The following is a 26,540-nucleotide window of genomic DNA, read 5'->3' on the forward strand; positions in this document are numbered from 1 at the left end:
CGCTTCTCCTTGCCTGTCCGCCGATAACCCACGTGACGACCCCTTCCAGTATGAGGAATCCAGGCTAGCCCCTGGGCTGGCGCCGCATCAGGCAGCCGAGCGCCGATTCGAGCTCCGGCTGCGCCGCGAAGCGTGCCAGCAGCTCGGGCAGCCGCGCCTGAACCTCGGCCGGCTTCCTGCGCTCGACCTCCGCCCTCGACTTCTCGACCGCCGGGGCGGCGAGGCCGGCGCAGTCGTGGGTCTCCTGCCGGGCCTCGGGCGACGGCTTCGGCGCGCGATCCTGACCCGCCGCTGGCGCCGGGGCGAGGAGCGCCGCGAGCAGGAGGGCAGCGGGCGCGGCGAGAAGGGGGAAGCGTCTCGGATCCATGAGGTCCTCCCGGCCGCCGGCAGCGCGGCGGCCGCCTGGGTTCAGGGCAGCAGCTGGGTCTCGATCGTCGTCTGGTTGTTCGCCGGCGTCATCTCCGCCTCGTCGCTGTCGACCGCGATGGTGTTGCGCAGGAAGGCGCTCGCCGGGCTGCCCGTGCGATAGACCGCCGCCAGCACCCAGAAACGCGCCGTCAGCGTGTCGCCGGGGTCCAGATCCCCGAGCCGCAGCTGGAACGAGGCCTCCGGCGGCGCGTGGAGGATGTTCAGGATCTGGCCGCCCGGCGGCAGGTCGATCGGCGTCGCCAGGACGACCGGCAGCCCGACCGCGTTGGTCGCCTGTAGCAGCAGCTCGTCCTCGGCGCGCACGTCGGTCGCGACCTGGACGCCGCCGTTGCCGACGGTGACCTCGTAGAGCACAGCGTAGATCACGAAGTTGTCGGTGATCGGGAAGGGGAAGACATCCGCCACCTTGCGCACCCTAAGATCGACGGCGAGGTTCCGTTCGTCGACCTGCTCGACGTCGATGCTGCTGTGCAGTTCGGCCTTGCCGTCGCGGATGGTGGCCGTCGTGTAGACGGCCGTCACGTCCAGGCTCTCGGTGCTCTGGATGACCAGGAAGCCCTCGATGTAGGGCGCAGGGAAGCCCTCGGGGAACAGCCGCTTCAGCTCGCTGCAGTCGGTCTTCAGCGCCTCGTCGTAGTGCAGGGTGTCGCGGCCGACCGGCAGGATCTCGCCCGGCCTCTGCTGCTCGGGCGGATAGCTCAGCGCAAGCTTCTTGAAGATCCGGTTGCTGCGCTTCCCGGGGCTGTGGATGTTGATCGTCGTCGCGTAGAAGCCGCGGGCGAGGCGCATGTCGGCGGGGTCGTCCTGGGCGCCGCAGACGACCTTCGCCGCGTACTCGAAACGCGGCTTCGGCGGCTCGTAGCGGATGCGCAGGGCGCCCTTGCCCTGAGTGCCGACGTAGAGCGAGATGTGGTCGCTCGGCTCGTGGTCGAAGACTGCGAAGCGCGGCCTCGGGATGTGCGGGATGCCCGAGGCGACGGGTGTGAAGGGGTCGCTGAGTAGCGTCCAGGAGAAGCCGCCGTCGGTGCTGATGAAGACGCCGGAATCGGCGCCGCCCCCGACGATCACGTTGGCGTCTGCGGGATCGAACTCGACGAAGGTCGGCTGCGGGTAGCCGAGCAGGCCGGTGAAGACGGTCGGCCCGCGCGTGTTCCGGTAGAGGAACAGGCCGCCGCCGGTCATCAGCTCGTCGAGCTGCGGGTCCGCCTCCCAGGTGATGCCGCCGTCGAGCGAACGCACCATGGCGACGCCGCCCGGCGTCAGGTTCGAGGCATAGAGGCGGTCGGGATTGCCGGGATCCACGTCGAAGATGCCGACGCCGCCGCCGTCCGGCAGGTTCATGTCGATCCGCTGCCAGGTACCCCCGGGGTCGGTGCCGACGTACTTCCAGAGCGCGTCGGCGCTACGGCCGTCGCAGCCGCCGACCTGCACGTAGAAGGTCGGAACGCCGCCCGCCGTGCCGGCCTTGACGGCGCAGCTGGCGTTGCTAGGCGGCTCGGTCGCGTCGCCGAGCTCGGTCCAGGCGATCGGATCGACGCTGGTGTCGTTGGTGACGTAAACGCCGCCGTCGCCGCCGTTGGCGCCCGGGCAGCCGTTCACCCCCGGCGAGCAGTCGCGCGTCAGCAGCACGTGCCCGGTCGCGCCGAAGCGGTCGACGATGTCCGGGAACCTGAAGCCCGGCAGCAGGCCGTCGGCGGGATAGGAGGCGTTCGGCAAGCTGCCGCCGCCGGCCATGCCCTGGCCGCGCCGCCGGAGCACGGTCGACCGCCCGCTGCCGCCGAGACAGCAGAAGCTGTAGAGGATCTGCGTCGCCGAGGCCGCGTCGTCGAAGGAATCGCAGCATTCGCGATTGACCCAGCTCGGGCTGGCGGCGCCGGCGTCGGTGGTCGCGAAGGTGCCGACGTCCTGCGCCCCGGCGTAGAGATCGAAGTTCGGCAGGCCCGGCTGCTCGGCTCCGGAGAAGCCCCAGAACCACATGGCGTGCGGCGTCGCCGCCGGCTGCTCCCAGGCCGGCGTATGGCAGCGCGGCGCCTCCCTGCCCGTATTGAAGTAGACCCCGCCGTCGGACGAAAAGAGCGTCGGGCAGGCATTCGTTTCGGTCTCGGGGTCGAAGACGATGGCGGCGACGTCGTCATGGCCGCCGACCGAGCGGGTGAAGGGGCCGGCCCAGCCGGCGGGCGGCGCCGGCTGCGGCGCCCCGGTCACCGCCATGGGGCAGCGCAGGCCGCCCCCGCCGCTGGTGCAGCCGGCCCGGTAGAGTCGGACATCGCCGTACCAGAGGTCGAAGCTGCGCGCGCCGCGTTCGTTGGTCTCAACGAAGGGAATGCGCCCCTGACGCCGCGAGTCGGGCGTCCCGAGGTTGGTCCAGCCGCCGCCGCCGTCGTCCGTCTCGTAGGCGTTGGTCCCGACCGCCGCGAAGACCACCTCGGCTTCGTGCGGCGAGGCAGCGATCGAGCAGCGGCCGGACGGCAGGCCGCTGCCGAGCGTCCAGGAAGCGCCGCCGTCGGTCGAGCGGGCGTGGCCGTCGTCGCCGCACAGGTCGATGGTGCCGCGGTGATGCACGACGACGTCCCAGACGTTGGTCGCCGGGTCGTCCGGCGTCGGGTCGACGAAGCTCCAGGTCGCGCCGGCATCGTTGCTGATCGCCAGACCGCAGTTCGTGCCGATGTAGACGTTGGCGCTCCGCTCCGGGTCGACGGCGATGCCGAAGGCCGAGGGCTGCGAGCGGCGGGCGGCGCTGCAGAAGGAGGCGTCGTCCGGCGGGGTCGCGGTCGCAGGCTTGCTCCAGCTCGTGCCGGCATCGTTGCTGACGTTGATGCCGGCCAGGCTGTCGGCGCGGCCGTCGAAGAACGAGGTCGCGTAGACGCGGCCGGTCGCGGAGGGATCGACCTCGACGTCCCAGGTCGCCATCGGCAGGTGCGCCTCGAGCCGGAACCACCGGCCGCCGGCGGTCAGGAAGTCCTCTGTCTTGTAGAGGCCACCCCACTCGCTCGCGGCGTAGTAGACGTTCGGGCTCCCGGGCACGGCGGCGAGGCCGTTCACCCGGCCGCCGCTCGCGCCGTCCGGGTCGCTGGGGTCCAGGGTCGACTGGTCCGGGTTGATATCGGTGATCGTCACCTGGGCCGCCGGCTCCGCCGCCTTCAGGCAAAGCGACACGCTTGCCGCAGCGATCGCCAGGAGCAGGCCAAAGCAACGACCGGACGCGCGCAACGGCATGACCATCTCCGACCTCCTGTCAGGCCGCTCCCCCGCCTCGACTACTGCTGCTTCGGCTGTTGGGGGACGGCACCTTCGGGTCTCTCGTCTTGGGGCCGCTCGTAGTCGACCGGGCAGGTCGGCGCCTCGAATCGGGCGACCGGGCTCGGCACCCAGCCGGCGTCGGTCAGCGTCAGGACCCGCCAGTAGTAGTTGATCCCCGCTTCCGCGCGGCGCCACTCGACGCTCTGCTGTGAGGCGGGAAGCTCGGCGATGGTCTCGAAGTCGCCGTCGGCAAACCCGGTGCGCAAGCCGGTCACGTCGAGCCGCTGCCGGTGCTCAGGGCCGGGGACGGGCGACCAGCTGAAGTGCGCGACGCTCTCGCCGGGGCGCAGCGGATCGCAGCGCGCCGTCACCTCCAGCCGCCCGGCCGCAGGCGACGCGTCCTCCGGCAGCACCTTCCGCTCGGCCTGCGCGAGCTGGGGCGTAGCCGCGAGCGCCTGCAAGGGCCCGCCATCGCTGAGGAGGAGTGCGAGGCAGAGAAGCAGAAGGGTGCGTGGCATGTCCCGGCTCCCGCCGCCGTCCCTCGGATGGGTCTCCTGGACGGCCAGCCCGAGCGACTCAGCTCAAGCATCTTCTCGCAGAAGATGATGTCATCGTTGTGGCGCACGCCGGCGCGTCGCCCCTCCATGAGCGGGCGGCTCCGACCGATGGCCTCGAGCACGGCCTCGCCTGACGGCAGCAGATGCACCTCCAGGCGATCCCCTCGCCGGCTCCCTGCCGGCCGGCAACTGAGAGATACAAGGCGGCGCGCGGAACCGGGAGGGCCGATCCTCCCGGATTCGTGAGGCTGCCAGGGCGGCCCGCCTGTCCTATAGTCGGGGCCGTGAGACAGGTTCTGGCGCTGCTCGTCCTTCTCGCCGCCGCAGCCGGCCCGCCCGCCGCTGCGCGGGCGGCGACGGCCGTCGAGCTGGAGCTGGTGCTGGCGGTCGACGGTTCCTCCAGCGTGACCTCCTGGGAATTCGACCTGCAGATGCGGGGCCTCTCGGCGGCCTTCCGCGATCCCGAGGTCCAGGGCGCGGTGCGCGCCGCCGGCGACCTCGGCATCGCCGTCACCCTGGTCCAGTGGTCCGGGCGCGACCGCCAGATCAAGGCTGTCGAGTGGACCCTGATCTACGACGGCGCCAGCGCCGCCGAGTTCGCCGCCGACCTCGACGCGGCGCCGCGCTACGTCACCGGCGGCTCGACCGCGATCGGCAACGCCATCGGCTTCTCCCAGCTGCTGCTCGAGAGTAACGGCTACCAAGGCAAGCGTCGGACCATCGACGTCTCGGGCGACGGCCGGACCAACCAGGGCGTGCAGACTCCGGAGCTGCGCGACGCCGCGGTCGCCGCCGGCATCACGATCAACGGTCTGGCGATCCTGAACGAAGACCCCGGCGTCGACGCCTACTACCGCGACAACGTCATCGGCGGCTCGGGCGCCTTCCTGATCAGCGCAACCGACTATCGCGACTTCGCCCGCGCGATCCGAATGAAGCTGATCCGCGAGATCGGCGGGCCGCCGCTGGTCCAGGCGCCGGCCACGCGCAGGGAGCAGACCGCCTGGCGGCCCTGAGGCTGCCGTGGCGGTGTCGCGCGGGCGCCGCCGCTTGAGGCGCGCCCGCCCGCCGTCATACTGTGCCGGGCGCCTCCTGCCTGCCGGGCCCCTCCGGCGAGAAAGGGAAGAGATCTTGTCGAACTCCTCAGCCTTGCCGCGCGTCCGCCGCCTGCGTGCCCTGGCCGCGGGCCTGCTTCTGCCGCTGGCCGCCTGCGCGGCTGGGACCGAAGGCCCGCCCCCGACGGCGCTGCCGGGGATGGCCGTGAGCGAAGAGGCCGCCTCTGACACGGGGCGCGACGCGAACGCCGGGCAGGCCGCCGCCACCGAAGGCGAGGCCGCCGAACGGCCGGCGGCGCCGGCCGTGGCCCCGCCGGCGCTCGACAAGCCGGCGATCGCCCGGCCGGCGAGCGGGCCGAAGATCGCCGCCCCGCAGGCGCCCCTGGCCCCGCGCGTGCCCCGCGTCGCGCCCGCTCCCTCGGGGCAGGCCGCCTCGCCCGTCGCCTCGGACGAGGCCCCGGCGAGCGCCCCGCTGCCGGTTCCCGCGAGCGGCGAGGCCGGCGGCGCGGCCGGCCCGCGCATCAAGCCGCAGCCGGGCGGCGAGGGCTCCCTGCTGGAGCGCTTCTTCACCGGCCGCGAGCCGTCGAACTGAGCCGCGCCGGGGGACGCCGCATCGTGGGGCCGCTGGGCTGGTCCGTCATCCTCCTGGCGACCCTCTATCTCGCCGTCTGCCTCCTGCTGTTCGTCAAGCAGCGCGACCTGCTCTACCAGCCCTGGACCGAGCCGCTCGACCCGGCCCGGCTGGCGGAGCTGGCGCCCTTCGAGCTGATCGAAACGCTGACCGCCGACGGCCTCAGCCTGCGCCACCTCTGGCTGCCGCCGGCCGAGACCGGTGCCGCGGTCGTCGTCTACTTCCACGGCAACGGCGGCAACGCCGCCGGCCGCGCCGCCAAGATGCTGCAGGTCCTGCCGGCCGGGCAGGGGCTGCTGCTGGTCGAGTACCGCGGCTACGCCGGCAATCCGGGAGCGCCGAGCGAGGCGGGCCTGCTGGTCGACGCCGCCAGCGCGTTGCGCTGGCTGGAGGCACAGGGCATCGGGCCGGCGCGCTGGCGGCTCTACGGCGAGTCGCTGGGCAGCGGCGTGGCGACGCAGGTCGCGGCCTCGGAGGCCGCCGCCGGCAGCCCCGTCGCCGGCGTCGCCCTGGAGGCGCCCTTCACCTCGATCGCGGAGACCGCCCAGCAGCACTACTGGTACGTGCCGGCGCGCTGGCTGGTGCGCGACCGCTTCCACAGCCTGGCGCGCATCGGCCGGCTGGAGGCGCCCCTGCTGATCGTCCACGGCCGGCTCGACCGCGTCGTGCCCTACGAGATGTCCGAGCGCCTGCTCGACGCCGCGCGGCCGCCGAAGCGGCTGCTGGGCATCGAGCAGGGTCAGCACGTCGACCTGCTCGACTTCCCGGAGGCGGCGGCGAGCATGACCCGCTTCCTCGCCGATCCCGGCGGCCTCGGTGAGTAGCGTCGGCAAGTAGGCGGCGGCGCGCAGGGCGTCGGCACATAGGCGGCGGCACGGGGCGGGCCATGCCGCTTTTGCATGACGCCGCCGGCGGGAAGCCGCCTATAGGAGGAGGCAGGGGCGCCGGGTCGGCCGGAGCCGGGCTGGGTGTCAGCGCGTGGCGTTGAACGTCCGTCATCCGATCTGGCTGCAGGCCGCTGGCGCGCCCGGCGCGACCTCCTTCGCGCTGCTGTTCTCCCTGGAGTCCCTGACCCGCGCGATCATCGCCAGCGTCGTGCCGCTGCAGGTGCTGACGCTGGTCGGCGACCCCAAGGGCATGTCGCTGGTCTATTTCGTGGTCAGCGGGATCGGGCTGCTGCTGAACTTCTCGGTGCCGCTGCTGGTCCGCCTGATCAGCCGGCGCTGGACCTACAGCCTGGGCGCCATCGCCAGCCTGGCCGCGGCGCTGCTGCTGGCGGGCGAGACCCTGGTCGGCTCGGCCGCGGGCATGCTGCTGCGGGTCTTCGGCACGGCCTGCTTCTCGATCTGCCTCAACCTCTACATCCTCGACTACCTGAAGCGGCGCGAGCTGAACCGGATGGAGCCGGTCCGCCTGCTCTACGCCGCGACCGCCTGGACCGTCGGCCCGGCGCTCGGCGTCTTCCTCTGGACCCGGGTCGACCACGCGGCACCCTACCTGATCAGCGCCGCCTGCGCGCTGCTGTTGCTCGGCTATTTCTGGTTCCTGCGCGCCAGCGACGACCGGGCGATCGTGCGGGCGCGCAGCCCGGCGCCGAACCCCTTCCTCAACATCCGCCGCTTCTTCGCCCAGCCGCGCCTGCGCCTGGGCTGGCTGATCGCCTTCACGCGCAGCGCCTGGTGGGCGATGTACTTCATCTACGTGCCGGTCTTCGCGGTCGAGGCGGGGCTGGGCGCCGAGGTCGGCGGGCTGCTGGTCTCGGCCGGCAACGGCATGCTGTTCCTGGCGCCGGTGATCGGCCGGGTCGTGGAGCGCCGCGGCGTGCGCTGGACCATCGTCTGCGCCTTCCTGGTCGGCGGCTCGGTGACCCTGGCCGCGGCCCTGGCGATGCCCTTCGCGCCGGCGCTGGCGGCGCTGCTGCTGGTCTGCGCGGCGGTCGCCTCGATGTCGCTCGACGTCAGCGGCAACCTGCCGTTCCTGCGCTCGGTCCGGCCGTCGCAGCGCGCCGGCATGACCACGGTGTTCGTCACCTACCGCGACTTCTCCGAGGTCGCGCCGCCCGGTGTCTTCGCGCTGATCCTGACGGTGCTGCCGCTGCCCTTCGTCTTCGTCGCCAGCGCCGCCAGCTACTTCGCCGGCGCCTGGTACGCGCGCCACGTGCCGCGGCGGATGTAGCGACTGCCGCCTCACGACTGCGCCCGCTGGCGCGGGCGCGCTCGGCGCGTCCCTACTCCGCCGTCAGCGCCCTGTAGGCCGCCGGCGTGTCGACGTCGCTCAGCACCGCCTCGGCCTCGACCGGAACCTCGCAGACCAGCTCGGGATAGTCGGCGAGCAGCGGCTTGGCGCCGACGTCGCCGCCGAGCGCCTGGACCTCGGCGAAGAAGCGCCGGGCGAAGAGCACGGGATTGCCGCGCTTGCCGTGCCAGCTCGGCTGGCAGATCGCGCGGCCCTCCAGGGGATCGAAGGCGGCGATCAGCCGGTCGATGACGCCGGCGCCGACTTGCGGCATGTCGCCGAGCAGCACGACGACGCCGTCGACCTCGGCCGGCAGGCCGGCGAGCCCGGCCTTGAGCGAGGTACTGAGCCCCTCGGCGTAGTCGGGATTGTGCAGCGTGCGGACGCCGAGGCCCTCGAGCGCCGCCTCGACCGCCTGCCGCTCGTGGCCGGTGACGACCAGGACCTCGGCGGCGTCGGACTCTTGGGCGGCGCGGACCGCGGCGCGCAGCAGCGGCTCGCCGCGGTAGGGCAGCAGCAGCTTGTTCGGCCCGCCCATGCGCCGGCCCTGCCCGGCGGCGAGCACCAGGGCGGCGATGCGCGGCTGGCGCTTGGCGCCGCTCTCGCCGGCCGCCTCCGCCGCCTCCTCGGCGCCGCGCACGGCCTCGGCGCGCGGCAGCGGCCGGCCGCCGATCTCCTTGAGCAGGCCGCCGACGCCGAGGCCGGCGATGTCGGACGGCGTCACCGCCAGGTCGGCGACCAGGCGCTGCAGCACCCAGTCGAAGCCGTTGATCTTCGGCGCGCGCGCGCAGCCCGGCAGGCCGAGCACCGGCGCACCCTCGAGCTCGGCGAGCAGCAGCAGGTTGCCGGGATCGACGGGCATGCCGAAGTGAAGCAGACGCCCACCGGCCGCCTCGATGCCGGCCGGCACCACGTCGCGGCGGTCGACGATCGCCGAGGCGCCCGAGACCAGCAGCAGCTGGCAGCCCTCGGCCTTGAGCGCAGCCACGGCCGCCGCGATCTCGTCGGCCGCGTGCCCGACCCGCCGCTCGAGCGCCGGCGGGCAGCCGAGGGCCGCGAGGCGGGCGTCGAGCGCGGCGCGGCCCTTGTCGAGCAGCGCCGGCTTGGTGCCGGGCAGGGCGGTCTGCACCAGCCCGACCTTGCGCGCCCGGAAGGCGGCGACCTGCAGGGCGGGGGCGTTGCGCCCGTCGGCGAGCAGCGCCACGGCGCGCTCGACGGCCTCGGCGGGAGCGGCGAAGGGGATGATCTTGACCGTCGCCAGCATCTGGCGCGGCTCGACCGGCTCGAAGGCCGGCAGGGTCGCGACGGTGATCGCCTCGTCGAGGGCGTTGACCGCCGCGATCCGCGCGGGGTCGACCAGGAACAGGCCGCGCGCCTCGGCGACCAGGTTGCAGCGGCCGGTGAAGGCGGCGGTGATCTTGGTCCCCGACTCCCCGGCGGGCCCGGCCAGGGCCTCGGCGATGCGTGCCGCCGCGGCGTCCTCGTGCAGGTCGCCTGGCTCCAGCCGCGCAGCGACGACACGCTCTAGGCCGGCCTCGCGGAGGGCCGCGACGTCCTCGGCCGACAGTCGCCGGCCCTTCTTGAAGGAAAGCCCGCCCTGGCGCAGCGAGTGGGCGAGCAGGGCGCCCTCGGCCTCCTCGAGCGGGATCTCGCCGAAGGTCACGCGGCCGCCTCCGGCGCCGGCACCGCCTCCGGCACCGGCGCCTTGACCAGCGGCGGCGCGCCGCGCAGCGCGGCGGTCATCTGGGCGAGCACCGAGACGGCGATCTCGGCCGGGGTCCGGGCGCCGATCGCCAGGCCGGCGGGGGCGGCGAGGCGCGCGATCTCCGCCTCGGCGAGGCCCGTCGCGAGCAGGCGCTCGCGCCGCTTGGCGTGGGTCCGGGTCGAGCCGAGCGCGGCGACGTAGAAGGCCGGGCTGCCGAGGGCGGCGACCAGGGCGGGATCGTCGAGCTTGGGATCGTGGGTCAGGGTGACGATCGCCGTGCGCCGGTCCGGCGCCAGCGTCGCCAGGGCCTCGTCGGGCCACTCGCCGCAGATCTCGACGTCGGGGAAGCGCGCCGGGCTGGCCCAGCCCTGGCGCGGGTCGACCAGCGTCACCGCGTAGCCGGCGAGGCGGGCCATGGGCACCAGCGCCTGGGCGATGTGGACGGCGCCGACCACGACCAGGCGCAGCGGCGGCATGAAGACCTGGGCGAACAGCGGACCCTCGGGCAGCCGGCCGCTCTTCTCACCGGCCAGGGCCTGGCGCGCGGCGGCCTCGGCGGCGGCCTCGCCAGCCAGCTCGCCCAGGCTTTCGCCGGCGTCGAGCAGCAGCTGCCGGCCCGTGTCCAGGTCGGTGACCAGCACCAGCGGCCGCTTGGCGCGCTGCCCCTCGAGCAGGCGGTCGAGCAGAGCGCGCTTCATGGCAGGGCTCCGGGGCCGCCGGCGCCTTCACGCCCCTCGACAGGCTCGGGACGAAGCAGAACTGCGCGACAGATGGCTTCGTTTCGAGCCTGTCGAGGGACGTGGCAGCGCGGACCGGTCGTCACGGCTCCAGCCTTTCCAGGTAGACCTGAACCGAGCCGCCGCAGGCAAGGCCGACGGACCAGGCGTCCTCGTCGGAGACGCCGAACTCGAGCAGGCGGGGCTTGCCGTCCTTCATGGCGGCGCCGGCGGCCTCGACCACGGCGCCCTCGATGCAGCCGCCGGAGACCGAGCCGAGCATGGCCTGGCGGTCGTCGACGATCAGCTGGCTGCCGACCGGCCGCGGCGAGGAGCCCCAGGTCGCGACCACGGTCGCCAGGGCGACCGAGCGCCCCTCCTCGAGCCAGCGCCGCGCCTCGGCCAGGACCTCGTTGGGATCGGCGTAGCTTTCCAGCGCGCTCATGCCCCCACCTCCTGCGGCCACAGGCTCGCCGCCTCCTGCCGCCGCTTCGGCAGGTCCGACAGCGCCGCCGCCAGCTGCTCCAGGGAGTCGAGGTTGTGCACCGAGCGGAAGTCGTCGACGTGGGGCAGCATGGCCTTGGCTCCCATGGATTTCGGCGCATAGCCCTCGTAGCGCAAGAGCGGATTGAGCCAGATCAGGCGGCGGCAGGACTTGTGCAGCCGCTCCATCTCGCGGGCGACGCCCTCGGCGCCCTCGCGGTCGAGGCCGTCGCTGATCAGCAGCACGATGGCGCCCTGGCCGAGCACGCGGCGCGCCCAGGTCCGGTTGAAGTCGGCGAGGCAGGCGCCGATGCGGGTGCCGCCCGACCAGTCGGTGACCGAGCCGGCGCAGCGCTCCAGCGCCTGGTCGATGTCGCGCTGGCGCAGGTAGCGGGTCAGGTTGGTCAGGCGCGTGCCGAAGACGAAGGAATGGACCCGGTCGCGGTCGCTGGTCACGGCGTGCATGAAGTGCAGGAAGATCCGCGAGTAGCGGCTCATCGAGCCGGAGATGTCGCAGAGAACGACCAGCGGCGGCGGCCGGTGCCGGCGCTTCTTCCACCGCAGCTCCAAGAGGTCGCCGCCCTCGCGCAGGCCGGCGCGCAGGGTCGCCCGCAGGTCGGCGCGCGGCGGCCGGTGCGAGGGCTCGAAGCGCCGGGTCGCGACCTTGCGCAGCGGCAGGGCCAGGCGCTTGACCGCCTGCTGGGCGCGGGCCAGCTCCTCGGCCGACATCTGCTCGAAGTCCTGCTCGCGGAAGCTCTCGCGGTCCGACCAGGTCATCACCGCGTCGAGCTCGATCTCCTCCTGCCGCTCGGCCGGGGCCTCGCCCCGCTGCTTGGCCGCCAGGGCGTCGGCGAGGCGGCGGCTCAGCTCCTTGCGGCGCTCCTCGCGCTGGTCGGGCGGCGTGATGTCGGGCAGCAGCAGGCCGCGCAGGCGGTCCAGGAACTTCGGGTTGCGCCAGAAGATCTGGAAGGCCTGGTCGAAGATCTCGCGCTGGTCGCGCCGCTCGACCAGGGCCGCGTGCAGGGCCCAGTAGAAGTCGTCGCGCCGGTCGAGGCCGACCGCGCGCACCGCCTCGACCGCCGCCAGCAGCCGGCCCGGCCCGACCGGCAGGCCGGCCGCGCGCAGGGTCCGCACGAAGTAGAGGATGTTCTCGGCCAGCCGGCCTTCCTCCGGCCGCCCCGCGAGCTCGGCGAGGCGGCTGTCCTGGCGCAGCCGCAACTGGGCGTCGGCGAAGGGGTCGGCGGCGGGCATGCCGGCAGGGTAGCGCCGCCGGCGACGCACGAAAAGCGCCGTCGCTCTCGGGACCGGCGACGCCAGCGCGCTGCCATCAAAGCATCGGCGATCCCTTGCGACGGTCGGCTGGCCGTTTGCCGAAGAGCGAGGGGCCGAGCCGGATCCATCCGGGGTCGTCTTCGGGCGCGCCTTGCGGCTATGATGGACGCCGGAATGGGTCTGGGCGCGGGGTCATCGGGCTTGCGCCCGTGGGCCGGGTGCGAAGGAACGCGATGCGCGATCTGCTGTCGGGAGCGGCGCTGGGTGCCCTGGTCGGGTTGCTGGTCGGGCTTGCGACCAGTCCCGTGGTCGGCGCCGTGGTCGGCGCCCTGATCGCCTTGCTCGCCAGCTTCTTCGGGCTGCAGGGCGGGGCCGGCCCGCTGCCCGCGGCCTCGCCGCTGCGCGTGCTCGGCTTCTCCGCGGCGGCGGCGGCGGCCCTGCTGGCCGGCCTCTACCTGCGCGCCGGCGACGGCCTCGCCCCGACGCTCGCCGAGCGTCGCCAGGCCTGGGAGTCGGCGGGCTTCGAGCCGCGGGCCGCCGCCGAGCTGGTCGCCTTCGAGCGGCTGGGCGTGCTGCGCGGCGACTGGCAGTCGGACCCCGGCGGTCTCGAGGCGGCCGGCAAGCGCGCCTCCGTGCTGTTCGCCGGCGAGGCCGCGACCGCCTGCGACGCCCTGCAGGGCCGCAGCTATCCTCAGGCCGCGGCCTACGCCGAGGCCTTCGCGGCCGAGGGAGGGGCCTGGCAGGGCTTCGCCACGACCGTCCCGGCCGACCTGCCGGAAGCCGATCGCCTGGCCGTCTTCGCGGCGGCGGTTGCCCTGGTCTGCGAATAGGAGAAGAGGATGCGGCGACCCTTCTCCTGCCTGCCCCTGTTCGCGGCCCTCGCCCTGGCGGCCCTCGTGCTGGCGGCCGGCGCCGCGGCGCCCGCGCCGGCGGCCGCCGAGATGAGCCGGGAGATCTTCGAGCGGGTGGCGCCGGCGGTCGGCCAGGTGCGCGCGCGCGACTGCCGGGACGGCCCCGCGCGCAGCGGCACCGGCTTCCTGTTCGAGGGCGGCGACAGGCTGGTCACGGCGCTCCACGTGGTCGCCGGCTGCAGCCGCCTCGACGTCTACTTCGAGCGCGGCGGCGGGCGCACCCTCGGCGCCGAGCTGGACCGCGCGCTGCAGCCGGTCGACCTCGCCCTGCTACGCCTGGAGGGCGACGCCGGCGCGCCGCTGGCCGCGGCGCCGGGCGGGCCGCAGGCCAACGACGAGCTGGTCGCCCTGGCCTTCTTCCTGGGCGCGCCGAGCCTCGACAACAAGTCGCTGAAGGTGACCTTCGGGGCGACGCGCCTCTCCGGCATGCTGCCGGCCGAGGTGCGCAAGGAGCTGGACGCCAGCCGCGCCATCGACCTGGAGCTGGAGATCGTGCGGCTCGACGGCCACCTGCTGCCGGGCGCCTCGGGCGCGCCGCTGCTCGACCGCGAGGGCCGGGTCGCGGCGATCGGCTCGGGCGGGCTGCAAAGCGGCGCCGCCTCGATCTCCTGGGGCCTGCCCGCCGCGCACCTCGCCGGCCTGCTGTCGGCGCCGGCGGGCACCGGCGGAGCGGCGGCGGGCGCCGCCTCGGTGCAGAGCGCCAGCCTCTACGCGACGCCCGAGCCGGAGTCCGAGGGGGCGGCGCCGGTCGCGCGCCTGCACTGCGGGGAGCTGGCCTTCCTGCCCCTCGGCAGCCGCGGCTTCCGGGAACTGGCCGCGACCGCCGACGACATGCTCGGCCTGCAGCAGCTGCTCGATCACTTCGCGCTCTACGGCGTGACCCAGGAGATCGTCGAGGGCTTCCGCTTCGACGTCTACGTACCGGAGGAGCAGGGTGCGGCAGTCGCGGTGCCGGACTGGATGGGCACGCCCGTCGAGGAGGACGTCTGCCGCGCCTACGGCGAGGGCGCCGCCGCCGACAGCACCGTCGAGATCTCCTTCGGGGGCATGCACCTGGCGGGTGCGTGGCAGCTGCAGGAGGCCTCGGCGCTGGCCGAGTTCGTGCTGCTGCGCCACGTCAACTGGTGGCCCGACCCCTCATTCACCTACCTGGCCCCGAGCCAGCGGCCCGACGGGCTGGTCGTGCGGCGCAAGACCTTCCACGGGCCTTCGCCGGTGTCCCTGCGCAGCGCTCTGGCCTTCGAGACCCTGGCGGCGCGCGACCTGGCGCTGTTCGGCATCGTCGCCATCGACCACGCCCACGACGGGCCCGCCGCGGACCGCTGCGCCATGATGCCAGGCGGCCCGGGCTGCGCCGAGGTCGCGAAGGCCCTGGAGCGCATGGCCCACGGCGTGCTGGCCGCGCACCTCTCGACCTTCCCGATCTACTGAGCGGCGCGGCTCAGTCCGCGGTCACCCGCAGGATCGTGCTGCCGCCGCCGCCGCGCGTCTCGGTGACGGCATAGAGGGCGCCGTCGGGGCCGAGGGCGACGTCGCGGATGCGCGCGCCCAGCGGCAGGCGCTCCTCGCGGGCGACGCGGTCGCCCTCCATGTGCAGCACGACGAGGCCCTGGCTGACCAGGCCGCCGACGACGAAGGCGCCCTGCCACTCGGGGATCGCCTCGCCGTCGTAGTAGGCCATGCCCGAGGGCGCGATCACCGGGTCCCAGTAGTAGACCGGCTGCTCCATGCCTTCCTTCCTGGTGATGCCCTCGCCGACCTCGGCGCCGCTGTAGGCGACGCCGTAGGTGATGACCGGCCAGCCATAGTTGAGCCCGGGCTCGGGACGGTTCAGCTCGTCGCCGCCCTTGGGCCCGTGCTCGACGGTCCACAGCCGGCCCTCGCCGTCGAGGGTCGCCGACTGCAGGTTGCGGTGGCCGTAGGACCAGATCCCGGGCAGCGCCCCGGCCTCGCCGACGAAGGGGTTGTCCTCGGGCACCGAGCCGTCGGGATTGAGCCGGAAGATCTTGCCGAGGCCGGAGCCGAGGTCCTGGGCCTGGTCGCGGATCGGCCTGTCGGAGCGCTCGCCGAGCGTGATGAAGAGCTTGCCGTCGGGCGCGAAGACCAGGCGCGAGCCGAAGTGCATGCCGCCGTCATAGGTCGGCGTCTGGCGAAAGATCACCTCGAGGTTCTCGAGCGCGCCGGAGCCGGCCTCGTCGGTGACAAGGCGCGCCCGGGCCACGGTCGTGCCGTTGCCGCCGTCGCGCGGCTCGGCGTAGGCGAAGTAGACCAGGGCGCTCTCGGCGAAGTCCGGGGCCGGCATGACGTCGAGCAGGCCGCCCTGGCCGTCGTCGTCGACCGCCGGCACGCCGGCGAGCGGCGCTCCGGCCTCGCCGTCGGGGCCGACGATCAGCATGTCGCCGCGCTTGGCCGTGACCAGCATGCGGCCGTCGGGCAGGAAGGCCAGGCCCCAGAGGTTCGGCAGGTCGCGGGCGACCAGCTCGGCCTTTACGTCGGCCCGCTGCTCGGTCAGCGGCGCCCGGGTCTGGCCCTCGAAGGCCGGCTCCTGGTCGGGCGCGTTGGGCGGCGCCTGCTGGGCGAGGGCGGGCGCGGCGGCGAGCAGGGCCGCGGCGGCGAGGGGCAGCGCGAGGTGTCGCATGGGGGGCCTCCGGCGTCGTGGGGTGGGTTCGCCTAGAAGCTGGGGCGCCCACGCCGATGGTCAACGCGCGCCTATCTCCCTCTCCGCCCCGGGGGGCGGAAAGGGCCGGGGAGAGGTGGGGGACCCGGCCTCGACGCGTGCCGCCGCTGCTGCCGGAAAGTCTCCAACCCCCCACCTCACCCCAACCCTCTCCCCCCCAAGGGGGCGGAGAGGGGGCTCAGCGAGCCAGCACCTCCAGGGCCGCCTCCAGGACCTCGCCGGGCGGCAGGTCGGCGAGGTCGGGGCGGCCGAGGACGCGGACGCCGGGGCGCGGCAGGCCGACGCGCCGCGGCGTGGTGTGGGCGCCGAACAGGGCCAGGGTCGGGCGGCCCAGGTGCACCGCCAGGTGCAGCGGCCCGGTGTCGTTGCCGACGACCAGGGCCGCGCCCTGCAGCACGCCGGCGAGGCGGAACCAGTCGAGCGGGCGGCCGTCGGCCTCGGCCAGCAGGTGTGCCGGCAGCGCCCGGCAGAGGTCCAGCTCGTCGGGGCCGGGCGCCGTCGCGACGGCGTAACCCCGGGCGGCCAGCGCCGTCGCCAGCGCCCCGTAGTGCGGCCAGCGCTTGTGCGGGTGCTTGGCCGAGGACCCGGGTATCAGCAGGACGTAGGGCCCGGCGAGGCCGGCCGCGGCCAGCACGTCGCCGGCCGGCTCGGCCATCCAGTCGGGGCGGGGGTTGGGGGTGTGGACGACCGCCAGGCCGGCGGCGGCGAGCTGGCCGGCGAAGCGCTCCAGGATCGAGGGCTTGCGCTCGGGCGCGCGCTCGGCCGGCGGCAGCGCCGGCAGCCGCGACCAGGGCCGGCCGGGCAGCAGGAAGCGGCGCCAGAAGGCCGTGCGCCGGTTGTTCTGCAGGTCGTAGACCCGCGCGAAGCCCTCGCGCCGCAGCGCCGCCCAGAAGGCGAGCAGCCGGCCCGGCCGCGAGCGCAAGCCCGCCGGCTCGACCAGCACGCGGTCGACCCAGGGGCAGCGCGCCAGCAGGCGCCGGTAGGCCGGGCGCGTCAGCACGACGATCTCGGCGCCGGGATGGCCGGCGCGGATGTCGCGCAGCGCGCCCTCGGCCATCATGATGTCGCCGAAGGCGCCCAGCTTGACGACCAGGATCGGGCCGCCCCCAGCCCTCGCCCTGGACCCGGCCTCAGCGATAGGCGGCGTAGGACTTCTCCTCGACCAGGCTGGAGCCGAGCAGCGCGCTGATCTCGCGCTTCAGCTCGGCGCGCCGGTCGTTGGTGACGTAGACCGAGCGCGCCAGCTCGACGAAGCGCGGGCCGAAGTCGCCGGCGCGCTCGCAGTCGCGCAGCGCGTCCTCGATGTCCCAGAGCTCGGCGTTGACCGCGCGCAGCCGCCGGGTCAGGTCCTCGAGCGCCGCCGAGGCCGCCGCCTCGCGGTCGCGCACCTCGCGCAGCAGGTCGCGCTCGGCGACGACGTTGGCCCGCTTGGCCGGGTCGCCGATGCGCTCGGCCTTGATCTCCAGGATCGTCAGCTTGTCGACGACCTCGCCCCAGGAGACGGGAATCAGCACGGCCATGAGCTTCCTCTTCGCGGCGGGACTTCGCGGGCGATAACTGCAGGGCCGGCGGGCGGTGTCAAGGCGGGGGGCGAGGCGGGGCCGCCCGCGCTGCCACGCCCCTCGACGGGCTCGGGACGAAGCGGAAGGGAGTGCCAAAGGGAGAGCGGAAGGGAGTGCCAAAGGATGCTTCGTCCCGAGCCCGTCGAGGGGCGTGGGCGCGCCGGCGACGCCGGGGCTCTCCCGGACACCTTCGAGGCTGAGCCCGGACGCCGGCCTGGCGGTCAGCTTCTGACGGGCCGCTTGCCGGACCGCCCGTCACGCCACATCTGTATTGCCGACGTGCGCACGAATGCGGCACGATCTCCCGCGAGGGATCGCAAGGCGAGGAAGGAGCCGGTCATCGCGACCGCCCAGGAAAAGCAGGCCCAGAAAATGCAGGCCCAGGAAAAGCAGGCCCAGGAAAAGCACGCACGCGAAAAGCAGGCACGCGACGCCAACATCAACCTGCGCGTCACGCGGCGCCAGAAGGCGCTGATCGACCAGGCCGCCGACAGTCTCGGCGTCAACCGGACCGACTTCGTGGTCGGCGCCTCCTGCCGCGAGGCCGAGGCCGTCCTGCTCGACCGCCGGCATTTCCTGCTCGAGGAGGGCGCCTACGAGGCCTTCGTGGCCGCCCTCGACGCGCCGCCGCGCGACCATCCCGGCCTGCGCGACCTGCTCGGGCGACTCGCACCCTGGGACAAGTGATCCCGGGCCTCACGCCCCCGGAGACCCTGACCGCCGAGCACGAGGTCACCGCCTTCGCCTCGGGCGAGGAGGAGCTGGACGACTGGCTGCGCCGCCGCGCCCTGGCGAACCAGGGCGCCGGGGCGTCGCGCTGCTACGTCGTCCGGGCCGAGGGACGGGTCGTCGGCTACTACGCCCTGGCCGTCGGCGCCGTCTCCGAGGCCCAGGCGGCGGGCCGGATCCGGCGCAACATGCCCGAGCCGATCCCGGTCATGCTGATCGCCCGCCTGGCCGTGGACCGCCGCTGCCAGGGCCAGGGCATCGGCGCGGCCCTGCTGCGCGACGCCGTCCTGCGCACGCTGCAGGCGGCGGAGATCGCCGGCATCCGAGCAATCCTCGTCCACGCCCTCTCGGAGGACGCGAAGCGCTTCTACCAGCGCTTCGGCTTCACGGCCTCGCCGGTCGAGCCGCTGACCCTGATGATCACCCTGGCCGATGCCCTGGCAGTGGTGAAGGGCAGGGGATAGGGCCGGCGCGGGTGGGTCCCCGACCGCCGGCGTCTTTGAGAGGTACTGGGGCTCGCGCCGGATGTGGGTGCCGCCTGAACGCGGCACTGCGGCCGCTTTGCGCCAGGAGGGGACGTTCAGGCGTGACAAAGCGGACCTGGCCCCGCGATCCGCGGCGCTTCAAGTCTGGACTTCGTTCGATTCCCCTGAGCGACTGTAAATGTCCAAATTGGACGCCAATAGGCTGCCATCATCCAGCCGGCTAAGCGCGACGAAGCCGGCGCGTTCGAAGATCGACCAGATATTCCGCTCCGCCCGCGACAGCCAGAGTTGAATGGCGAGCAGACGCCGGCTCATGAGGCGGCAACTCTCCGCGTCGAGATCACCCGGCCACGCGGCCTCGTGAAAAAGGCGATGAACGAAGTAGTCCCTCTTGTCCTTAATCCACTTCAGATAGCGGATGTCTGCCTCGGCGACTTCGTGCCGCTCAAGGATCTTGATGAGCGACCCCAAGGTCGATCTTTGCAGCAGAGCCTTCTTCGCTAGCGACCGCGCCCAACGGTTCGAGTCCGCGCCCAGCGCTTTTCCGAGCCTGACGCGGTCGCACATGTGCATCGCGCTGATCAGCATGTCTTCGAACTTGCCCACGGCTAGGTACGTGCCGGCCATCTCCTGGCAATAGAGGAACCGAGCCACATCAAGGTCGGACATGCCGTCGATGAGGTCGCGAAGCTGCGCCTTCGTGAGGTCGGATGTGAACATCTATGGGCACGGCAGCCGTTTATTGAGTATGTAAGCTTGGCATTGAGCTGTGTAGATTAGGGCCATGGCAAGGAATCCCAAGAACCGGCTCGAACGCTGGGAGGTAGCCATCATCAAGGCGATGATGGCGACGCCCCCTCGAAAGAACGACCAAGATATCCTAGCGTACTTCACGCGGCCAACCCGCTCGATCAATCACGGGCGGATCAAGGACGTTCGCGATAGAAAGACCCATACTGGCGTCGCACCTGCAAGCGCCGAGGAGCTGGCCGCATTCCTTGACGCTTGGCCCAATGTCGACGGCAGCGGCCTGCACCTGATCGGCGACGAGCTGTTGATCAAGGCGCGTGAGGCGATGCTGCATGCGGTCCAAGGGTTTAACAACCCGCAAGCCCACTTTAAGTCCGAGGTGTTCATCGTCACGGCGGTGATCGCCTGGACCTATCTGATGCACGCCCACTTCAAGCGCGTCGGCGTCGACTACCGGTACCGGGACCGGCGCACGGGAGACGTCCTGAAGACCCGCCATGGGGCGGACAAGCATTGGGAGCTGGAGCATTGTCTGGGCGATGCCGCCTGCCCGCTCGACGAAGCGACTAAGGCGAATCTCAAGTTCCTCATCGAGATCCGGCACGAAATCGAACACCAGATGACGCGCCGCATTGACGACTTCATCAGTGCCAAGCTCCAGGCCTGCTGCTTGAACTTCAACGCGGCGCTGAAGGCAATGTTCGGGACGGAATACGGTCTCGACCGCGAGCTTGGCCTCGCCATGCAATTCGCTGGCATCGCCAAGGCGCAGCGCGATCTCTTGCTCAAGGACACAGACCTGCCGGCGCATTTGATCACCGCGCACATCGCCTTTGAAGATGGCCTGCCGGAGGCTGTGATTCGCGACCCGAAGTACGCCTACCGGGTCGCCTACGTGGAGCGGTCGGTCAATTCTAAGGGCAAGGCCGACCAGGTCATCGAGTTCATCAGACCGGACTCGGCGGAGGGGCAGGAGATCGTCCGAGTGCTGGTAAAGGATTCAGAGCGTAAGAAGTACAAACCAAAGGACGTCATCGAGCTCATGAAGCGGGAGGGGCATCCCGAGTTCAACCAGTACGCCCATCAACTCCTCTGGAAAGCGGCTGACGCTAAGAACCCTGCCCACAAGTTCGGCATCGAACTCCGGCCGGGCGACTGGTGGTGGTACGACAAGTGGGTGGACTACGTGCGCACGCGGCTTAGGGCCGGCTGATTGCGGGGTCCTGGGAGAGATTGTCTTCGAGCTCCATGAGCTGGTGCCGCCACCAATAGACGGCTTGGCGAAACAGCTGGAACGCGTCCTGACCGTCCGCGAACTCCACGTGGTATCCGTCCTTATGCGGTACAAGCTGGGCGCCAAACGAGTAGGTTTTCAGAAGGTTATTCCTCTCCCTCTCGATAAATTCCCAGAAGATCCACGAACCCTCGCGATCTGAGCGGAATCGCCCCCACAGTTGGCCAATCGCTTGGGAATGCTGAGCAGAGGACTTTGCGTCGACCTTTGCCAAGACATGTCCGATGGTCCTCAGGAGTGCGACCCCAGCTACCCAGTAGAGGCGCCACTCCGGCAGCTCCTCATCTCCGTCCGCGACGTCAGAATTCTGGAAATGGAAGAGAATGCCAACGCAGTCCCAGAAGGGGTCCCATCCCTTGAGCGTCTGCCTCGGGGGGCTGCGAGTGAAGATATCGCCTGTAACATAGTCAATCATCGGCACCTGCTTTGAAGTTATCCGACCGGCCCTGCGATTTCTGAGCCGTAGGCTCGGCCAAGAGTTCCACACACACTCGGGCCGGCGAACATAGTGCCATGAAGCCGGCCCTGCCAACGTCAGCCAAGGGTTACAAGCCGCCCCCCGCCTCCGCGCCGATCACCCCACCCCCACCTCGACCAGCGCCAGCCTCCCCTCCCGCTCCACCACCCCGATCGCCTCCGCCAGGACCGCCGGCAGGTCGGCGCCGTCCTCGACCCGTCGGGCCCAGGCGCGGCTCGCCTCGGCGATCTTGACGAAGTCGGGGCTGGGGGCGAGCGAGGTCAGCGGCATGGCGTTGGCGCGGGCGGCCTGGCCGTCGGGGTAGAGGCCGAGGACGGACTGGCGGACGGCGCCCCACTCGGCGTTGTTGAGGACCAGGAGCAGGATCGGCAGGGCCTGGGCCTCGGCGACCTGGTGGCAGGCGACGGGGTTGGCGAACATGTAGCTGCCGTCGCCGAGGGTCGCGACGACCAGGCGCCGGTTCCCCTCCTGGCGATCCGCCAGGGCCATGCCGAGGGCGGCGGGGAAGGACCAGCCGAGGCCGCCGGAATGGGGCTCCTGGTACCAGCCGTCGTGGCCGGCGAGGTCGAGCGGGGCGAGCGGGCAGCCGAGCTCGGAGAGCACGGTGGCGTGGCGGCCGCGGATCGCCTCGGAGAGGCAGCGGGCGACGAAGGCCTTGGTCATTGGCCGGCCGCCGCCGGCCGAGGCGGCCGCCAGCGCCTTGCGGCGGGTCTCGGCGCTGCGGCCGGCGACGCGGGCGCGGCGCGCCTCGATGGCCTCGCTGCGCGCCGCCCGGTGCGGCGCCAGGACCTCGGCCAGGGCGGCGATGCCGGCGGCGGTGTCGCAGGCGAGGGTGACGTCGGCGCGGAAGTTGCGCACCGGCACGCGCGCCTGGAGCGGGTCGGGGCCGAGCTGGATCACCTTGCAGCCGGGCGGCGGCGCGTGGAGGTCCGGCGACCAGGGCGCCAGTGAATCCAGCACCAGCACGGCGTCGGCCTCGGCGAGCCAGGGCAGGGGGTCGTCGCCGACCGAGAGCGGATGGGCCGTCGGCAGGGCGAGGCGCAGCGCCCACCAGGTCACCAGCGGCAGGGCCCAGGCCTCGGCCAGCGCGCCGAAGGCCGCGAAGCCGGCGGCGGCGGCGGGGCCGCCGCCGGCGCCGCGCTGGGCGAAGACGACCGGCCGCTCGGCGGCGGCCAGGATGCGCGCGGCCTCGGCCAGGGCGCCGGGGTCGGGGGCGGCGCGCGCCGGCCGCATCGTCGGCGGCGCGTCGAGGCCGCCGCCGGGGCCGTCGGCCGGGCAGGGCTGGCACAGCACCTCGCGCGGCAGGCTCATGTAGACGGGGCCGCGCGGCGAGGAGTTGGCGATCGCGAGCATGCGGTCGACCAGCTCGGGCACCTGCTCGGGAAAGCGCAGCTCGTAGTCCCACTTGGTCGCCTCGCGGACCAGGGCGGCCTGGTCGCGCATCTCCTGGCCCCAGCCGATCGGCACGGTGCGGGCGCCGAAGCGGCCTTGCTCGGTGGTCGGCGTGCGGCCGGAGAAGAGCAGCACCGGGATCTGCTCCAGGGCCGCGTTGATCGCGCCGATCGCGCAGTTGGCGAGGCCGACGTTGGTGTGGGCCATGACCGCCTGGGCGCGGCCGCTGGCGAGCCAGTAGCCGTGGGCCATGGCCACGCCAGCGCCCTCGTGGGGCACGACCAGGGCCTGGGGCAGCGCCAGCCCGCGCGCCTGGGCCTCGGCCAGGCCCTCGATGATCGGCGGGAAGTCGGTGCCGGAATTGGCGAAGATCCAGTCGACGCCGACCGCCTTGAGCCGCGCCAGCAGGGCGCCGCCGGCGGTGAGGGCGGGCGCGGGCGGCGCGGCGGAGGCGGTGGGCGTGGCGGGCATGGAGTCTCCTGGAGGTGCGAAAGGCGCGCGAAGGCGGCCGGGCGGGCGGCCTCCCTCGCTTCATGGTGGGCGCATCGCGCCGCCGAGCGCAACGGCCCGCGGGGCTGCTCCGGTCATCAGGGGCCTGAGCGGATTGACAAGTCAACTGACGGCCGTCAACGTCCCTGGACCGGGCGGGGCAAGCCCGGTAAAGCTTTGAAGAACACGCTCCAATAAGCACGGGCCCGACCAATCGGGCGGACGAAACCTGGGGAGGAACGATCATGTCTCAGCGCTGGACGCGCCTCGCAACCCTGCTGGCCGGTGCGGCGCTCGTCGCCACCGTCGCGGCGGGCAAGGCGGAGACCGCCTCGGCGGCCGACTACGAATTCAAGCTGCACCACTTCCTGGGCCCGACCTCGCCGGCCCACGCCAAGATGCTGGAGCCCTGGGCGCAGCGCGTCGAGGAGGCCTCGGGCGGCCGCGTCGAGATCGAGCTCTATCCCTCGATGTCCCTGGGCGGCAAGCCGCCGGAGCTGATCCGCCAGGTGCGCGACGGCGTCGTCGACATCGTCTGGACGGTCAACGGCTACACCGCCGGCCTGTTTCCGCGCAGCGAGGTCTTCGAGCTGCCCTTCGTCCACGTCAACGACACGGCGGCGACCAACCTGGCCATGGACGAAATGTTCGACGAGTACCTGGCCGAGGAGTACGAGGGCCTGAAGGTGCTGTTCCTGCACGTCCACGCCGGCCAGGCGATCCACATGGTCGACGAGCCGGTGCGCCAGGCCTCGGACCTCGAGGGCAAGAAGATCCGCATTCCGACGCGCACCGGCGCCTGGGTGCTGGAGGCGCTCGGCGCCAACCCGGTCGGCATGCCGGTGCCGGAGCTGCCGCAGGCGCTGTCCAAGAAGGTCGTCGACGGCGCGCTGATCCCCTGGGAGATCATCCCGGCGCTCAAGCTGCAGGACCTGACCGGCTACCAGATCGAGGGGCCGGACAAGGCGCGCCTCGGCACCACGACCTTCCAGGTCTCGATGAACCTCGACAAGTGGAACTCGCTGCCGGCCGACATCCAGGCGGTCTTCGAGCAGGAGTCGGGGCGCGACTGGCTGGTCGAGGTCGGCAACCTGTGGCGCGACAACGACGACGGCGGCATCGCCATCGCGACCAAGGCCGGCAACGAGCACATCGTGCTGACCGAGGAGCAGTGGGACGGCTTCCGCGCCGCGCTGGAGCCGGTCGTCAAGCGCTGGGAGGACGAGGTCGCCAGCAAGGACATCGACGGCGCGGCGATGGTCGAGCGGGCGCGCCACCTGATCCAGAAGAACGCCTCCGCGAACTGATGGCGGCCGGGTGATCCGGGGCGGCTGACCAGATGGCGGCCGCCGGCGCGCGCGCGGGTCCCGGGCGAGCCTTCGAGGGCATCCGCCGGGTCACCGAGGCCTGGGCGCTCGCCGGCGGCCTGCTGCTGGTCGGCGTCGTGCTGGTCAACGCCGCCAGCCTGGCCGGCGGCGTCCTCTTCGGCCAGCCGATCGCCGGCGACTTCGAGATCGTCGAGGTCGGCATCGCCGTGGCGGTCTTTTCCTTCCTGCCCTACTGCCAGATCACCGGCGCCAACGTGACGGCCGACATCTTCACCGCCGGCGCCGGCCGGCGCTGGCAGTCGGCCTTCGCGATCCTGGCCGGGACGATCGCGCTCGGCTTCGGCCTGCTGCTGCTGTGGCGCATGAGCCTGGGCCTGCTCGACTTCCGCCGCTACCTCGAGGTCACGACGATCTACCAGTTCCCGCTGTGGATCGCCTTCGTGCCGATCCTGGTGTCGCTCTTCCTGCTGGTGCTGGCCGCCGGCGCGACCCTGCTCGAGGCCTGCCGCGGGCGCCTCGTGGACGAGCGGCCGATACGAACGCCGGCGCCGCGATGACCCGGACGGAGCGCCGGTGATGGGCAGCGAGCTGCTGATCGGGCTGCTCGGCCTGGGCGGCCTGGTCGGGCTGATCGCGCTGCGCGTGCCGATCGCCTATGCCATGATGCTGGTCGGCGCGGTCGGCACGGCGGTGCTCTCGGGCCACGCGATCCTGCTGTCGCAGCTCAAGACCCTGGCCTACGGGCAGTTCTCGATCTACGACCTCTCGGTCGTGCCGATGTTCGTGCTGATGGGCAACATCGCGACGCGCGCCGGCCTGTCGCGCGACCTGTTCCGCGCCGCCAACGCCTGGCTGGGCTGGATGCGCGGCGGCGTCGCCATGGCGGCGATCGCCGCCTGCGCCGGCTTCGGCTCGGTCTGCGGCTCCTCGCTGGCGACCGCCTCGACCATGGGGCAGGTGGCGCTGCCGGAGCTGCGCCGCTACCGCTACAAGCCGTCGCTGGCGACCGGCACCGTCGCGGCCGGCGGCGTGCTCGGCATCCTGATCCCGCCCTCGATCGTGCTGGTCGTCTACGCGATCATCGTCGAGGCGAACATCGCCCACATGTTCATCGCCGCCTTCGTGCCGGGCATCCTCGCGGTGTTCTTCTTCCTCGCCACGATCGCGCTCTACGTCCGGCTGGTGCCCGACGCCGGGCCGCCGGGCGACCGGGTCAGCCGGCGCGAGATCCTCGACTCCTCGATCGCCGTGGTGCCGGTCGTGGTGATCTTCGGCCTGGTCATCGGCGGCATCTACTTCGGCTTCTTCAACCCGACGCCGGCGGCCGCGATCGGCGTCTTCCTGGTGCTGCTCTACGGCGTCGCGCGCCGGCTGGTCGGCTGGTCGGGCCTGCGCCAGGCGCTGCTCGACACCGCCAAGACCACGGGCATGATCTACCTGATCCTGCTCGGCGCCGAGCTGCTCAAGATCTTCATGTCGCGCGGCGGCGTGCCCCAGGCGGCGGCCGAGATGATGGCCGGCAGCGGCCTGCCGCCGCTGGTCGTGCTGGGCCTGCTGCTGGCGGCGCTGATCCTGCTCGGCTGCCTGATGGACAGCCTGTCGATGATCCTGCTGGCGATCCCCTTCTTCTGGCCGGTGGTGGCGCAGCTCGACTTCGGCCTGGGGCCGGAGGAGACCAAGATCTGGTTCGGCATCCTGGCCCTGATCGTCGTCGAGCTCGGCCTGATCACACCGCCGGTGGGCATGAACGTCTTCGTCATCAACGCGCTCGCCCGCGACGTGCCGATGAGCGAGACCTTCCGGGGCGTCATGCCCTTCTTCTTCGTCGAGCTGCTGCGCGTCGTCCTGCTGGTCGCCTTCCCGGGCCTGACCCTGTTCCTGCTGCGCCTGCTGACCTGAGCGGGCGTGGCCCCGCCCGAGACCTCGGCGCCGCAACTCGCCGCAGGGGTCGCCCCTGGATCCCGGATCGCAAGGCTCGCCAACCGGAAGCCTGGCGGCTTCCGGGGCTTGCCTAGCGTCCAGGATGACGAATTGGCGCTGACCCCGTCATCCCGGACGCCTAGGCGAGCCCGAGAGCCGGAGGCGATCGGCGCGCGAGCCTCGCGATCCGGGATCCAGGGGC

At 72.6% G+C, this 26,540-nt stretch carries 25 protein-coding genes; 12 read left to right on the plus strand and 13 right to left on the minus strand.

The genetic code is table 11. The features are described 5' to 3' along the window. Positions 1-64: 64 nt before the first annotated feature. The 3 genes from WD341_RS13650 to WD341_RS13660 all read right to left on the minus strand — a co-directional run bounded on the left by WD341_RS13650 (position 65) and on the right by WD341_RS13660 (position 4,187). Positions 65-367, minus strand: a complete 303-nt coding sequence (locus tag WD341_RS13650) for a hypothetical protein (RefSeq protein ID WP_368426018.1) — start codon at positions 365-367, stop codon at positions 65-67. Between the two features lie 41 nt (positions 368-408). Next, complete coding sequence (locus WD341_RS13655; protein WP_368426019.1) at positions 409-3,546, minus strand: hypothetical protein; 3,138 nt, start codon at positions 3,544-3,546, stop codon at positions 409-411. Between the two features lie 140 nt (positions 3,547-3,686). Beyond that, entirely contained in the window at positions 3,687-4,187 is a 501-nt protein-coding gene (locus tag WD341_RS13660) for a hypothetical protein (RefSeq protein WP_368426020.1), read from the minus strand. 323 nt (positions 4,188-4,510) lie between these two features. On the opposite strand from WD341_RS13660, the gene WD341_RS13665 reads away from it, so the two are divergent. The 4 genes from WD341_RS13665 (at position 4,511) to WD341_RS13680 (ending at position 8,087) form a co-directional block, all read left to right on the plus strand. Next, positions 4,511-5,242, plus strand: a complete 732-nt coding sequence (locus WD341_RS13665; protein ID WP_368426021.1) for a DUF1194 domain-containing protein — start codon at positions 4,511-4,513, stop codon at positions 5,240-5,242. A gap of 244 nt (positions 5,243-5,486) precedes the next feature. Continuing rightward, positions 5,487-5,873, plus strand: a complete 387-nt coding sequence (locus WD341_RS13670) for a hypothetical protein (RefSeq protein WP_368426022.1) — start codon at positions 5,487-5,489, stop codon at positions 5,871-5,873. A 23-nt stretch (positions 5,874-5,896) separates the two neighbouring features. Beyond that, a complete protein-coding gene (locus tag WD341_RS13675) occupies positions 5,897-6,736 on the plus strand; it encodes an alpha/beta hydrolase (RefSeq protein WP_368426023.1) in 840 nt (279 codons plus the stop codon). 154 nt (positions 6,737-6,890) lie between these two features. Next, complete coding sequence (locus tag WD341_RS13680) at positions 6,891-8,087, plus strand: MFS transporter (protein ID WP_368426024.1); 1,197 nt, start codon at positions 6,891-6,893, stop codon at positions 8,085-8,087. A 52-nt stretch (positions 8,088-8,139) separates the two neighbouring features. Here WD341_RS13680 and WD341_RS13685 read toward each other — a convergent pair whose 3' ends face one another. The 4 genes from WD341_RS13685 to WD341_RS13700 all read right to left on the minus strand — a co-directional run bounded on the left by WD341_RS13685 (position 8,140) and on the right by WD341_RS13700 (position 12,302). Then, positions 8,140-9,810 carry an NTP transferase domain-containing protein gene (locus WD341_RS13685; RefSeq protein WP_368426025.1) on the minus strand — a complete coding sequence of 557 codons (1,671 nt, stop codon included), beginning with the start codon at positions 9,808-9,810 and terminating at the stop codon, positions 8,140-8,142. Beyond that, complete coding sequence (locus tag WD341_RS13690; protein ID WP_368426026.1) at positions 9,807-10,550, minus strand: XdhC family protein; 744 nt, start codon at positions 10,548-10,550, stop codon at positions 9,807-9,809. The genes WD341_RS13685 and WD341_RS13690 overlap by 4 nt, the downstream gene beginning before the upstream one ends. 121 nt (positions 10,551-10,671) lie before the next feature. Then, on the minus strand, positions 10,672-11,013 hold the full coding sequence (locus WD341_RS13695; protein ID WP_368426027.1) for an XdhC family protein: 342 nt from the start codon (positions 11,011-11,013) through the stop codon (positions 10,672-10,674). Continuing rightward, positions 11,010-12,302, minus strand: a complete 1,293-nt coding sequence (locus tag WD341_RS13700) for a VWA domain-containing protein (RefSeq protein ID WP_368426028.1) — start codon at positions 12,300-12,302, stop codon at positions 11,010-11,012. Before WD341_RS13700 ends, WD341_RS13695 begins: the two co-directional genes overlap by 4 nt. 254 nt (positions 12,303-12,556) lie before the next feature. On the opposite strand from WD341_RS13700, the gene WD341_RS13705 reads away from it, so the two are divergent. Continuing rightward, complete coding sequence (locus tag WD341_RS13705) at positions 12,557-13,153, plus strand: hypothetical protein (protein ID WP_368426029.1); 597 nt, start codon at positions 12,557-12,559, stop codon at positions 13,151-13,153. Between the two features lie 9 nt (positions 13,154-13,162). After that, a complete protein-coding gene (locus WD341_RS13710) occupies positions 13,163-14,665 on the plus strand; it encodes a serine protease (protein WP_368426030.1) in 1,503 nt (500 codons plus the stop codon). Positions 14,666-14,675: 10 nt separating this feature from the next. Here the strand turns inward: WD341_RS13710 and WD341_RS13715 are convergent, their stop codons facing one another. The 3 genes from WD341_RS13715 to WD341_RS13725 all read right to left on the minus strand — a co-directional run bounded on the left by WD341_RS13715 (position 14,676) and on the right by WD341_RS13725 (position 17,431). Further along, positions 14,676-15,872 carry a PQQ-dependent sugar dehydrogenase gene (locus WD341_RS13715; RefSeq protein WP_368426031.1) on the minus strand — a complete coding sequence of 399 codons (1,197 nt, stop codon included), beginning with the start codon at positions 15,870-15,872 and terminating at the stop codon, positions 14,676-14,678. Positions 15,873-16,089: 217 nt separating this feature from the next. Beyond that, a complete protein-coding gene (locus tag WD341_RS13720; protein WP_368426032.1) occupies positions 16,090-16,971 on the minus strand; it encodes a glycosyltransferase family 9 protein in 882 nt (293 codons plus the stop codon). A gap of 70 nt (positions 16,972-17,041) precedes the next feature. Then, positions 17,042-17,431 (minus strand): hypothetical protein, encoded by a 390-nt coding sequence (locus WD341_RS13725; RefSeq protein ID WP_368426033.1) that lies wholly within the window; start codon positions 17,429-17,431, stop codon positions 17,042-17,044. A gap of 414 nt (positions 17,432-17,845) precedes the next feature. On the opposite strand from WD341_RS13725, the gene WD341_RS13730 reads away from it, so the two are divergent. Both WD341_RS13730 and WD341_RS13735 read left to right on the plus strand, forming a co-directional pair. Further along, positions 17,846-18,160 carry a DUF1778 domain-containing protein gene (locus WD341_RS13730; RefSeq protein WP_368426034.1) on the plus strand — a complete coding sequence of 105 codons (315 nt, stop codon included), beginning with the start codon at positions 17,846-17,848 and terminating at the stop codon, positions 18,158-18,160. Continuing rightward, positions 18,157-18,666 (plus strand): GNAT family N-acetyltransferase, encoded by a 510-nt coding sequence (locus WD341_RS13735; RefSeq protein WP_368426035.1) that lies wholly within the window; start codon positions 18,157-18,159, stop codon positions 18,664-18,666. Before WD341_RS13730 ends, WD341_RS13735 begins: the two co-directional genes overlap by 4 nt. A 159-nt stretch (positions 18,667-18,825) precedes the next feature. On the opposite strand, the gene WD341_RS13740 is transcribed toward WD341_RS13735, so the two are convergent. Then, on the minus strand, positions 18,826-19,407 hold the full coding sequence (locus WD341_RS13740; protein ID WP_368426036.1) for a hypothetical protein: 582 nt from the start codon (positions 19,405-19,407) through the stop codon (positions 18,826-18,828). A 64-nt stretch (positions 19,408-19,471) separates the two neighbouring features. On the opposite strand from WD341_RS13740, the gene WD341_RS13745 reads away from it, so the two are divergent. Beyond that, positions 19,472-20,650 (plus strand): DUF3644 domain-containing protein, encoded by a 1,179-nt coding sequence (locus WD341_RS13745; protein ID WP_368426037.1) that lies wholly within the window; start codon positions 19,472-19,474, stop codon positions 20,648-20,650. Here the strand turns inward: WD341_RS13745 and WD341_RS13750 are convergent. Continuing rightward, on the minus strand, positions 20,637-21,146 hold the full coding sequence (locus WD341_RS13750; protein ID WP_368426038.1) for a hypothetical protein: 510 nt from the start codon (positions 21,144-21,146) through the stop codon (positions 20,637-20,639). The two genes, WD341_RS13745 and WD341_RS13750, sit on opposite strands and share 14 nt — an antisense overlap. A gap of 159 nt (positions 21,147-21,305) precedes the next feature. After that, entirely contained in the window at positions 21,306-23,072 is a 1,767-nt protein-coding gene (locus WD341_RS13755; protein WP_368426039.1) for a thiamine pyrophosphate-requiring protein, read from the minus strand. A gap of 263 nt (positions 23,073-23,335) precedes the next feature. Between WD341_RS13755 and WD341_RS13760 the strand changes: the two genes are divergently transcribed. The 3 genes from WD341_RS13760 to WD341_RS13770 are packed head-to-tail and all read left to right on the plus strand — an operon-like array spanning position 23,336 to position 26,317. Beyond that, positions 23,336-24,397: a TRAP transporter substrate-binding protein gene (locus WD341_RS13760; RefSeq protein WP_368426040.1), complete on the plus strand. Its 1,062-nt coding sequence runs from the start codon at positions 23,336-23,338 to the stop codon at positions 24,395-24,397. A 32-nt stretch (positions 24,398-24,429) separates the two neighbouring features. Continuing rightward, positions 24,430-24,975, plus strand: coding sequence for a TRAP transporter small permease (locus WD341_RS13765; RefSeq protein WP_368426041.1), 546 nt, complete (start codon positions 24,430-24,432; stop codon positions 24,973-24,975). Positions 24,976-24,994: 19 nt separating this feature from the next. After that, complete coding sequence (locus WD341_RS13770; protein WP_368426042.1) at positions 24,995-26,317, plus strand: TRAP transporter large permease; 1,323 nt, start codon at positions 24,995-24,997, stop codon at positions 26,315-26,317. Positions 26,318-26,540 lie beyond the last annotated feature (223 nt).

The sequence above is a fragment of the Tistlia sp. genome, from assembly GCF_040905785.1.
In the GTDB taxonomy this organism is placed as follows: Bacteria; Pseudomonadota; Alphaproteobacteria; order Kiloniellales; family DSM-21159; genus Tistlia.

What these genes read in the sequence shown, in the direction of transcription:
- WD341_RS13720 (WP_368426032.1), bottom strand. Translation starts at nt 16,971, where the DNA reads ATGATGGCCGAGGGCGCGCTGCGCGACATCCGCGCCGGCCATCCCGGC.
- WD341_RS13725 (WP_368426033.1), bottom strand. Translation starts at nt 17,431, where the DNA reads ATGGCCGTGCTGATTCCCGTCTCCTGGGGCGAGGTCGTCGACAAGCTG.
- WD341_RS13740 (WP_368426036.1), bottom strand. Translation starts at nt 19,407, where the DNA reads ATGTTCACATCCGACCTCACGAAGGCGCAGCTTCGCGACCTCATCGAC.
- WD341_RS13710 (WP_368426030.1), top strand. Translation starts at nt 13,163, where the DNA reads ATGCGGCGACCCTTCTCCTGCCTGCCCCTGTTCGCGGCCCTCGCCCTG.
- WD341_RS13695 (WP_368426027.1), bottom strand. Translation starts at nt 11,013, where the DNA reads ATGAGCGCGCTGGAAAGCTACGCCGATCCCAACGAGGTCCTGGCCGAG.
- WD341_RS13770 (WP_368426042.1), top strand. Translation starts at nt 24,995, where the DNA reads ATGGGCAGCGAGCTGCTGATCGGGCTGCTCGGCCTGGGCGGCCTGGTC.
- WD341_RS13765 (WP_368426041.1), top strand. Translation starts at nt 24,430, where the DNA reads ATGGCGGCCGCCGGCGCGCGCGCGGGTCCCGGGCGAGCCTTCGAGGGC.
- WD341_RS13700 (WP_368426028.1), bottom strand. Translation starts at nt 12,302, where the DNA reads ATGCCCGCCGCCGACCCCTTCGCCGACGCCCAGTTGCGGCTGCGCCAG.
- WD341_RS13755 (WP_368426039.1), bottom strand. Translation starts at nt 23,072, where the DNA reads ATGCCCGCCACGCCCACCGCCTCCGCCGCGCCGCCCGCGCCCGCCCTC.
- WD341_RS13705 (WP_368426029.1), top strand. Translation starts at nt 12,557, where the DNA reads ATGCGCGATCTGCTGTCGGGAGCGGCGCTGGGTGCCCTGGTCGGGTTG.
- WD341_RS13715 (WP_368426031.1), bottom strand. Translation starts at nt 15,872, where the DNA reads ATGCGACACCTCGCGCTGCCCCTCGCCGCCGCGGCCCTGCTCGCCGCC.
- WD341_RS13660 (WP_368426020.1), bottom strand. Translation starts at nt 4,187, where the DNA reads ATGCCACGCACCCTTCTGCTTCTCTGCCTCGCACTCCTCCTCAGCGAT.
- WD341_RS13745 (WP_368426037.1), top strand. Translation starts at nt 19,472, where the DNA reads ATGGCAAGGAATCCCAAGAACCGGCTCGAACGCTGGGAGGTAGCCATC.
- WD341_RS13760 (WP_368426040.1), top strand. Translation starts at nt 23,336, where the DNA reads ATGTCTCAGCGCTGGACGCGCCTCGCAACCCTGCTGGCCGGTGCGGCG.
- WD341_RS13750 (WP_368426038.1), bottom strand. Translation starts at nt 21,146, where the DNA reads ATGATTGACTATGTTACAGGCGATATCTTCACTCGCAGCCCCCCGAGG.
- WD341_RS13690 (WP_368426026.1), bottom strand. Translation starts at nt 10,550, where the DNA reads ATGAAGCGCGCTCTGCTCGACCGCCTGCTCGAGGGGCAGCGCGCCAAG.
- WD341_RS13650 (WP_368426018.1), bottom strand. Translation starts at nt 367, where the DNA reads ATGGATCCGAGACGCTTCCCCCTTCTCGCCGCGCCCGCTGCCCTCCTG.
- WD341_RS13730 (WP_368426034.1), top strand. Translation starts at nt 17,846, where the DNA reads ATGCAGGCCCAGGAAAAGCAGGCCCAGGAAAAGCACGCACGCGAAAAG.